We start from the raw sequence: 8,440 nt of genomic DNA, 5'->3' as shown, positions 1-8,440 counted from the left end.
GAGGCGTCTTAAGCGTGAACTTGATGCATCTTCCCAAGGACTATGTGGTCCATAACGGGGCACTCGCTGCACGCTATTTTATCGGCGGCTATTTGGGGGCGCTTACTATTGCTCCACTTGTGCTGGCTATCCATCAAGCCGTCAAACAGCATGGCTTGCGCCAGTTGTATACCCGGGTGACGGAGAGTCGGCTGGTTTTCGAAAGTACTTGCCTGGGGCTGCCTATTTTGGCGTTTTTGCTGTGGCTTGGACTTTCTTCGCCAGCGGAGGCCGATACGCGTCAATTTGTCCAAATCGCGATGTTTCTCCCGGTGGTCTGGCTTGCGCTTAGACATGGTTGGCAAGGTGCAGCGATAGGCGGAGCCATCGCCAGTTGCGCTATCAAATTATTGATGCCGGCGTTGTACGATCACCATACCATCCAGGCGGAAATTCTCGTTGCATTTGCCATTTCCACCATGCTTCTGATGGGCGCGCGCATTGCGACGCTCGATCATCGTGCCGAGCAGGAGCGGGCGGATGTACGCATGGCCTTCGCTCTCGCGCAACGTAACGTCTACATTGGAGAAATGCAGTTGCGCATGGCATCGCAGACCTTGGAGCAGGTGCGTGAAACCATCCAGGCCGGGTTTGCCATGATGCTGGGGCGCCTTCGGCATTTGCAGCCGGCGGTGGATGATCGTGGCTATCAACGCCATGCGCTCGTTGCCCAAGAGCAGCTTCATAAGCTGGCAGACAGTTTGTATCCGGTTTCCGTCCGAGAGAGAGGGTTGCCTATAGCGTTGCGTGAGGGGCCTATGCCTCGCTTGTTGAATGATGCCGGGCTGCTTTATTCGTGTGACGTGCGTGGACCCTTGAGTTGTCTTTCCGCAACGTTGCGCATGACTGTTTATCGCATTGTCTACGATGCAATTGCCGACATTTGCGCGAAAGAAGACGTAAGCGACATCCGCGTGCAAATTCGATGCCTGGAGGCGCATGGTCGCCGTGCCGTCATAGTACGAATCGGCCTTAAAGTCGACCCGATTCGCATGGCCTGCATTTGCTGGGATGAGCTGCATGCCTACCTGGCGCGGCCGAGTAGTGGTCTGGGCTTGCGGGCTATTCGAGATCGCGCTGCCATTTTTGAGGGAAGGGCGAAGGTGCGTACGCATGCAGAGGGAAAATTTATCAGCGCACTGTTGTTCGACCCGGTTTCCGGCGGCGACAACGCCGCCGGTGGTACCCGAATCTCATAACAGATTGCCGCATTGTTCGGGGTCTGGGCACGAAGTTGTTGCCGCCGCATCGAGTGCGGTCGTCCCATTGTTCAATGGTGTCGCAGTAACCACGGTTGCACTATCGCGATAAACCGTCGTCGGCGTTGCTGCCTTCATGGAGGATAGGTGCGCCGCACGCTGCTGCGGCGTCGACACATACTGCGCGTCTTCCCCAATCGGCAGTGTAATGAACTGTCCCCCAGCCGTGCCGACCGCGCCGACCACGTTGCCGTTGATGTCATTGACCTGGATGTACTTGACGCCGTCCAACACGAACACGTAGACGTGCCAGTGCGGGCTCAAGCTGACATCCACGGCATTGGGCCAAGCCTGCCCCAAGCCCGTGGCAGGCGCTTCCGCGGCAATGGCCAATCCGGACAGGCTCAGGCCCATGAATATGCCGAGTGCAGCACGAGTAACTTTATGCATGACGTTTCCCCTTGCATGGTGAGAGGTTGGTAGGAGTGGAGCGCAATCTAGCTCTCCGCTTGCGCTGGAAAAGTGATGAGCGGGGAGCGCCGAGAGCGCTACTCAGCAGGCCATAGAGGGGCGTGATGGTTTTGTGAAAGCCGCAGCGTGCTGTCGCCGTGTACGTAATCGATTACCCGAAAAAGTTTCGATTTTCCGAAATGCCGAAGTACTACAGTTGCGTATCACTGGCCTGGTTTGTTCGAATAACCATCGGGTGGAACTAGCGGCTTCTGATGCTGGGATTACATTCCAGCCTACGCGGCCGGGTTTGGGCATCGAGGGGAAAGGGGAGGCTCCATGAATACAGACGCCGCAGCTGTATCGTCGTCGGTTGAAAACCCCATCCAGCATGTGTTCGTGTTGATGCTGGAAAATCGCTCGTTCGACCATCTCTTTGCACTGTCGGAGATACCCGGCATCGCCGTGGCGACGTCCAAGGATACGAATACCTACGGCGGTACGGTCTACGCATTTGGCGATGGCGCGCCTGTCCAGATGCCTGCCGACCCCGGGCATGAATTCACCGACGTGCTCGAGCAGTTGTGCGGCGCCGGCATCCAGTACCAGCCTGGGCAAGCCTATCCGCCCATCAACAACTCCGGCTTCGTCTCCAACTACGCCACGACCAAGGACGAAGGGACGCCGGCACAGGCGAACGAGGCCGGCGAGATCATGCGCGGTGCCGACATTCGCACGCAGTCGCCCGCGCTTTATCAATTGGCTACTGAGTATGTGCTGTGCGATGGCTGGCACTCGTCGCTCCCTGGCCCGACCTGGCCGAATCGATATTTCCTGCATGGCGCGTCATCGGCGGGTCTGGATCATTCGCCGACCTCCGCCGAAATGAGTGAGTGGGAATGTGTCGACGGTTTCCCTCACCCGAAGGGTTCGATCTTCGATGCGCTGGGCAAAGGCAACTATCGCCTTTATCAGGACGATCCCGGTTCGGTATTGGGGCGCGTGCCGCAGGTGGCCTCCATCAAGGGCATCAGCTTTTTCGATATCGATGATTTATCGCATTTCGAGAGCGATCTTGCAGCCGACTACACCGCCCACTACACCTTTATCGAACCGAGCTACGGCGACATCGTGAACGATACGTACGAGGGCGGCAGTTCGCAGCATCCGATGGATGGATTGAGCGGGGGCGATCAATTGGTGGCTCGCGTGTATAACGCCATCCGTAAGTCACCCTTATGGGAAAGCAGCCTGCTGGTGATCCTCTACGACGAGCATGGCGGCTTCTATGATTCGGCCAAGCCAGGCAAAGCCGCTCCACCGAACGATGGTGCCGACCCATCCTTGAACACCAACGGATTCCTGTTCGACGTCTATGGCGTGCGCGTACCCGCCATCGTGATATCACCTTGGGTAGCGCGAGGCCATATCGACCACACCACCTACGACCACAGCTCCGTGCTCGCCACGATCGAGCGATTATTCAAGCTGCCGGCGCTTACCGACCGCGACAAGAACGCCAACGACCTGCTGTCCCTGATCACCGCTACTTGCCGCGCGGATTGCCCGCAAGGGATCGGGTCATGAGCCACATACCCGCTCCCGATCCACGCGACGACGAGCTACTGCGTGACGGCAGCCCCCTGATGGGCTATCTGCATGTATTGAGAAAAGCGCACATGGCCTTGGTCGGACACGACGAGGCGCATCGACGTTTTCATCTCATGTCGACGCGAGGACACGCCAGGAAGTACATCGAGGAGTTGATGCCGTTGCTGTTGAAAGAGCGTGGCAGGCAGCGGTTGAAGCGGCTTGGGGTGCGGGGCGGCCGACAAGGAATGTGACAGGAAAAAGTCAACGCCGGGCCTGCCAACTGCGCCATGCGCATGGCGCCAAATCGCATGCTAACGTTCCGACGGCGAGAGCACGGTCACTCTGCGGAGTCGTGCTGTAGTAATGCACGGCTGTACTGCAAAAATTCATCCAGATGCGCGGTGATGATGCTTACTGTAATCGGCAGTTGGAGGGTCTGGTAGTCGTGCACCGCGATATTGCGAAATCCCACCATGCGTTTCAGGCTGTCGGCTAGTGTCACGTCGATCCAGCCGGCTTGGGTCAGTAGCGCAAATACATCGCGCGCGCTTTGGGGTACGCCAAGTCTTTCTCGGCGGATCAGGTGTTGGCCCATGTCCAATGCGGCTTCGCAGGCGCGCTGGATATTCAGGATGGCGGCGTCCTGCCGCGTGAGATTAGTGGCAAAGGTGGTCGGGTCGCTTGCGTATTCCTCTCGTGCCCGCGCTACGCAGCGTTCAATGCTCGCGGCTTTGTTGATGAGCACGTCATCGGCCATAAATGGTCCCTTCTTTTTGAATATCTGCCAATAAGCCCGCGCGTGCCGTATCCAGTGCGGTTTTTTCGCTTAGTACCGCGGCCTCGAACAGGTCGGCTTGCGCGTCGCGCGCCCACCAGCGCTCACCGGTGGTGATGATCTGGTATTGCATCACGGTAGAGGCGGCTCGCAGATCAAGTAGATCGACTGGGCAGCCTGCTATCTCCGCCATGTCATTGGCCAGTGTCCATAAGGCCAATGTTTCCGCATAGCCTGCGACCAGCACTGCCAAGTCGAGGTCGCTGTCCGGCCCGGCACTGCCTTGAATGCGGCTGCCGAAGGCGTAGATGGCCAACAAATGAGGTACTTGGGTTTGTAGCGCCTGAACTATGGCGAGCTGATTCATATTTTCTCCCGCACATCGCACTTGCTGGTGAAGTCGGAGTTGATCATGGTTTGGTGGCATTCGGCGAGGCGATCGATAGTGGATGCTTGGCGCGTTAGCCGACGCAAGTCTTTTGCGCGCCAGTGATCTGGACTCCATCGCGTTCCTAGGAACCAGCGAGCAGCGAGCGAAGCATACGATGACCTTGCTCCCAACGGCCAAGCCCACTGGCTGCATTGATATGGCCGGCGCGGCCGATATTGATCAACCTGCTTTTCCAGGCCTTGGCGCATTGCTGGGCGAATGCGATATAGCTGTATGGATCGTCGGCGCTGGCCACCACGATGCTTGGACACGGCAGCTGGTTGCCAGGAATCGGGGCAAAGCCCTTGGCTTGAGCAGGAAAGCTTGCCCTGTCGGGATCGGGAATGGCCACAAGCAGGGCGCCTGCAACGCTGATTGACGTTTGCGCAAGCCAATGGGCTACCGCCAGGCATCCCAGGCTGTGTGCAACCAGCAACGGGTTCGGCGCTGCGCGCTGTGCTGCACATTCCAGCGCGGCTACCCAATCGGCGCAGACGGGATGGTCCCAGTCTTCCTGATGCACACGAGCATAGGAAGCGTGCTCCGATTCCCAGTGGCTCTGCCAATGCGTCGGGCCGGAATTGCCGATGCCGGGCACGAGCAAGACGCGGCACGTTTCGGCGATATGAGATTGTCGAGGTTCATGCATACTGTCACGCCATATGAAAGGCCCGGCGGGCTGCTTTGACAGCGTAAAGGTGGAGCACTCCGTGCGGGAATGCGAAATTCGCGGCCAAGCGGCGCAACTGGGGGCGGTGATCGATCGCTTGGCCAAGTACGGCTCGGTGACCACGTCGATCATGCTCTCATCGATGCGTCCGGCGCCGATCACGTACCAAGCCCTCGCTCCGAAGTGACAGTCGATGGGGTCCACTCCAAAACAAAACAGCGCTTTATGCTGTGAGGCATAAAGCGCTGTTTTGTTTGAAGGGAATTGGTGGAGCGGAGGAGGATCGAACTCCCGACCTTCGCATTGCGAACGCGACGCTCTCCCAGCTGAGCTACCGCCCCACGCGAGCTGCACATGGTAGCAGCGGTGCCGGGGAGGCGCCAAGCCCTTGGGTCAGCTTGGCAGCAGGCGGGTGAGCCGGTCGAAAAGCACCGCGCGGCGCCAGCCTTCCAGGGCTTCCGGCCACTGGCCCGTCACCACGAATTCTTCCAGCACGCGGCGCGAGCAGAGCAGGCCGGGTGGCAGGTCCAGTTCGGCGGCCAGGCTGTCCACGCATTGCTTCATCGCGGCTAGAGCCTGCTTGGTCTTGCCTTGCGGAAACGGCGGGATGGGGGAGGTGCTGGCGGCTTCTTCGTCACTGATCGGTGGCTGCAGCAGTTCGAACAGCTCGGCGCGTTGCTGGGAACGCAGCGCACGTTGTCCTGCGCAGCGGCGGTCCAGTTCTTCCTGGTGCCTGGGCGGCTGCTGGGCGATGTTGAGGGCAAGCGCATCTTCCAGCAGCCACGGGCGCGGTTTGTCCAGTTGGCGGGCGGTGGTGTCGCGCCATAGCAGGATGCGCCGTAGCAAGGCTTGCTGTTCGCGCGGCCATTCGGCGGCGCCACGGTAAGCCAATTGCGGTTGCGGATCGCCTTCGCGGGGGCAGCTTTTGCGCTTGAGCCGCTCGCAATCTTCCGCGTGCCACGATGCGCGTCCGCGTTGCGCCAAGCGTTCGGCGAGCGGGTGATAGACCGCTTCGAGATGGACCACGTCCAGCGTGGCGTATTCACGTTGTGAAGCGGTGAGCGGGCGTTGCAGCCAGTCCGAGCGCGTTTCGCCCTTGTCCAGTTCGGCGCCGACCAGCTCCGCCACCAGCGCGCGATAACTGAGGCCCAGGCCCATGCCGACAAAGGCTGCGGCAATCTGCGTGTCGAACAGTACGTGCGGGCCTTCCGGCAGCCAGGGCGACAGCGTTTCCAGGTCTTCGCTGGCGCTGTGCATCAGGGTGATCACGTTTGCGTGGTCGAGCGGCTGCAAGGCGCTGCCGATGTCGAAGGCAAGCGGGTCGACCAGTGCGTAGCGTCCCTGCACGCCGAGCTGCAGCAAGGCCAGTTGCGGATAAAAGCTATTGCGCCGCATGAACTCGGTATCGAGGCTGAGTATTGCGCCGGATGACAGCCCGGCCAGCCACTGTTCAAGCTCGCTGTGTTGCTGGATCCAATCTGCCTGGGGCGGCGGGGAGGGCAGGGGCATGTGCGTTCCTTCGAGATCACGGAACAAGCAACTCGCGATTGCCCCGTCATCAGTGGTGCCATATGGTAAGCAGCGAACCATAGCAGGCCAGCCGCGGAACGCCCACCATGCCGAGCAAGGAAACCGTACAACGCCAGGGTGTATTGGGCGGAGCGCTTGGCGTGCTGGTGTTGGCCTTTGGGCTGACCTATCACTTTTTTCCCGAGCTTTTTCACGTCAGTCCGGAAGAAATAGCCAATCCCAGCGCGCCCGGCGTGGGACGTGCTGCGCCAGCAGTGGCTGCACGCAGCAGTGCGCCGGTGCCTTCTGTGCAGGATGAAGTGAACGCCGGGCCGCCGCTGACCTTGGCGCCCACCGCCGTGATTGCTGCTCGCCTGGCGCGCAAGCCGGCGCCGCTGCCTGAGCAGAACACGGCCGATCCGCCCGCAGTGAAAGCCTTGGTGGAGCGGGCGGACAAGGCCTTCGAGGCAGGACGCATTGCCGGCGACAGCCACAGTGCGGCGGCTTTGTACATGGCGGCGATCAAGCTCAAGCCGGACAGTCGTGCCGCCGTGCAGGGCCTGGACCAGGTGCGCACGCATCTGATTGCGGAGATCACGCAGGACATCGCCGTCGGCGATTCGCAATCGGCGGGCACGTTGCTGGATAACCTCAAGGCGTTGCCTAACAGCGCCAACGACGTTGCCCCGCTCGAAGCCAGCATGAAGACGCTGCTGCAAGTGCGCCCGATGTTGGCCCAGGCTGCCGCGCTATTGCAGCAAGGCAAGGCGGACAAGCCGGCCGGCGACAATGCGCTGGAAGTGTATCGCCAGGTGCAGAAGCTCGATCCGCAGAACGCGGTGGCGGCGCAAGGCATTCTGCAGGTGCAGCGCGTGGTGCTCGATCGTGCGCTGGCTGCGGTGGCGCAGAACGACTTCACCGGCGCGGAACAGTCGATGGCCGAAGCCACGCCGATCCAGCCCGATTCGCCGCAACTGCATGACGTGCGCAACCAGATCGACAACATCCGCCAACAGCGCGCCGCCAACGTACTGGCGCAGGCGCGCTCGGCGCTGGATGCGGGCAACATCGATCTGGCCAAGCAACTGGCCGGGCAGGCGCAATCGATCAGTCCGCAGCTGGCGGGCCTCAACGAATTCGAGGAGCGCCTCACCAACGCGCGGCTCTACGCCAGCTTCAAGCCGGGGCAGGTGTTCACCGATCGCTATGTGGATATGAATGGCCAGTCGCCCACCATGGTGGTGGTGCCGACCGGCAAGTTCATGATGGGCGCGCCGGATGACGAACCTGGCCATACCGACGCCGAAACCCCGCAGCATGAAGTCGCCATCGACAAGGGTTTCGCGATCGCGCAAACGGACGTCACGGTGGGGCAGTTTCGCGAATTCGTGCGCGCCAGTGGTTACAAGCCCGACTCCGTCACGCAAGGCGGCGCCAGTGTGTACGACGAACGCACCGGCGTGATGCGCGACGTTTCCAACGCCACCTGGGAGGACGACTATGCCGGCCATCCTGCGGCGGACAACTTGCCGGTGGTGAACGTTTCCTGGAATGACGCGCATGCTTATGTGCAATGGCTGAGCCAGCGCACCGGCAAGAAATACCGGCTGCCGAGCGAAGCCGAATTCGAATACGCGCTGCGTGCCGGATCGACGACGCGTTATCCGTGGGGCGACAGCAATCCGTCGAAGCCGTTGGAGAATCTCACCGGCGACATCGACCGTTCGCCGCATTTCCGCCGCTCATGGGCGAAAGCGTTCCCGAAATACGACGAC

The 8,440-nt window shown here is 60.6% G+C and carries 9 protein-coding genes and 1 tRNA gene; 4 read left to right on the top strand and 6 right to left on the bottom strand.

Annotation, left to right across the window (positions count from 1 at the left end; all coding sequences use genetic code 11):
* Positions 1–1,238: MASE1 domain-containing protein (locus VMA74_RS08585; protein ID WP_325366222.1), on the top strand; the 1,238-nt coding region annotated here is incomplete at its 5' end.
* Here the strand turns inward: VMA74_RS08585 and VMA74_RS08580 are convergent.
* Positions 1,233–1,688 (bottom strand): hypothetical protein, encoded by a 456-nt coding sequence (locus VMA74_RS08580; protein ID WP_325366221.1) that lies wholly within the window; start codon positions 1,686–1,688, stop codon positions 1,233–1,235. The two genes, VMA74_RS08585 and VMA74_RS08580, sit on opposite strands and share 6 nt — an antisense overlap.
* 339 nt (positions 1,689–2,027) lie before the next feature.
* On the opposite strand from VMA74_RS08580, the gene VMA74_RS08575 reads away from it, so the two are divergent.
* Both VMA74_RS08575 and VMA74_RS08570 read left to right on the top strand, forming a co-directional pair.
* Positions 2,028–3,275 carry an alkaline phosphatase family protein gene (locus VMA74_RS08575; RefSeq protein WP_325366220.1) on the top strand — a complete coding sequence of 416 codons (1,248 nt, stop codon included), beginning with the start codon at positions 2,028–2,030 and terminating at the stop codon, positions 3,273–3,275.
* Positions 3,272–3,532, top strand: a complete 261-nt coding sequence (locus VMA74_RS08570) for a hypothetical protein (protein WP_325366219.1) — start codon at positions 3,272–3,274, stop codon at positions 3,530–3,532. Before VMA74_RS08575 ends, VMA74_RS08570 begins: the two co-directional genes overlap by 4 nt.
* A gap of 86 nt (positions 3,533–3,618) precedes the next feature.
* Here the strand turns inward: VMA74_RS08570 and hepT are convergent, their stop codons facing one another.
* The 5 genes from hepT to VMA74_RS08545 all read right to left on the bottom strand — a co-directional run bounded on the left by hepT (position 3,619) and on the right by VMA74_RS08545 (position 6,665).
* Positions 3,619–4,038, bottom strand: coding sequence for a type VII toxin-antitoxin system HepT family RNase toxin (hepT, locus tag VMA74_RS08565; RefSeq protein WP_325366218.1), 420 nt, complete (start codon positions 4,036–4,038; stop codon positions 3,619–3,621).
* Positions 4,028–4,423, bottom strand: a complete 396-nt coding sequence (mntA, locus tag VMA74_RS08560; protein ID WP_325366217.1) for a type VII toxin-antitoxin system MntA family adenylyltransferase antitoxin — start codon at positions 4,421–4,423, stop codon at positions 4,028–4,030. The genes hepT and mntA overlap by 11 nt, the downstream gene beginning before the upstream one ends.
* 145 nt (positions 4,424–4,568) lie before the next feature.
* On the bottom strand, positions 4,569–5,318 hold the full coding sequence (locus VMA74_RS08555; protein WP_325366216.1) for an RBBP9/YdeN family alpha/beta hydrolase: 750 nt from the start codon (positions 5,316–5,318) through the stop codon (positions 4,569–4,571).
* Between the two features lie 103 nt (positions 5,319–5,421).
* Positions 5,422–5,497: transfer RNA gene (locus VMA74_RS08550), tRNA-Ala, on the bottom strand.
* 52 nt (positions 5,498–5,549) lie between these two features.
* Positions 5,550–6,665, bottom strand: a complete 1,116-nt coding sequence (locus VMA74_RS08545; protein WP_325366215.1) for a ribonuclease D — start codon at positions 6,663–6,665, stop codon at positions 5,550–5,552.
* 107 nt (positions 6,666–6,772) lie between these two features.
* Between VMA74_RS08545 and VMA74_RS08540 the strand changes: the two genes are divergently transcribed.
* Positions 6,773–8,440 (top strand): SUMF1/EgtB/PvdO family nonheme iron enzyme (locus VMA74_RS08540; protein ID WP_325366214.1); only part of this gene is annotated, 1,668 nt, incomplete at its 3' end.

This window comes from Dyella sp. (genome assembly GCF_035508675.1).
Taxonomy (GTDB): Bacteria; Pseudomonadota; Gammaproteobacteria; order Xanthomonadales; family Rhodanobacteraceae; genus Dyella_B.
Note: the sequence above shows the minus strand (reverse complement) of the source record. Positions and strands in the feature narration are given on the sequence as shown.

Bases quoted from the DNA above. Each gene is read 5' to 3' on its own strand.
- VMA74_RS08580 (WP_325366221.1), bottom strand. From the start codon at position 1,688: ATGCATAAAGTTACTCGTGCTGCACTCGGCATATTCATGGGCCTGAGC.
- VMA74_RS08575 (WP_325366220.1), top strand. From the start codon at position 2,028: ATGAATACAGACGCCGCAGCTGTATCGTCGTCGGTTGAAAACCCCATC.
- VMA74_RS08570 (WP_325366219.1), top strand. From the start codon at position 3,272: ATGAGCCACATACCCGCTCCCGATCCACGCGACGACGAGCTACTGCGT.
- hepT (WP_325366218.1), bottom strand. From the start codon at position 4,038: ATGGCCGATGACGTGCTCATCAACAAAGCCGCGAGCATTGAACGCTGC.
- mntA (WP_325366217.1), bottom strand. From the start codon at position 4,423: ATGAATCAGCTCGCCATAGTTCAGGCGCTACAAACCCAAGTACCTCAT.
- VMA74_RS08545 (WP_325366215.1), bottom strand. From the start codon at position 6,665: ATGCCCCTGCCCTCCCCGCCGCCCCAGGCAGATTGGATCCAGCAACAC.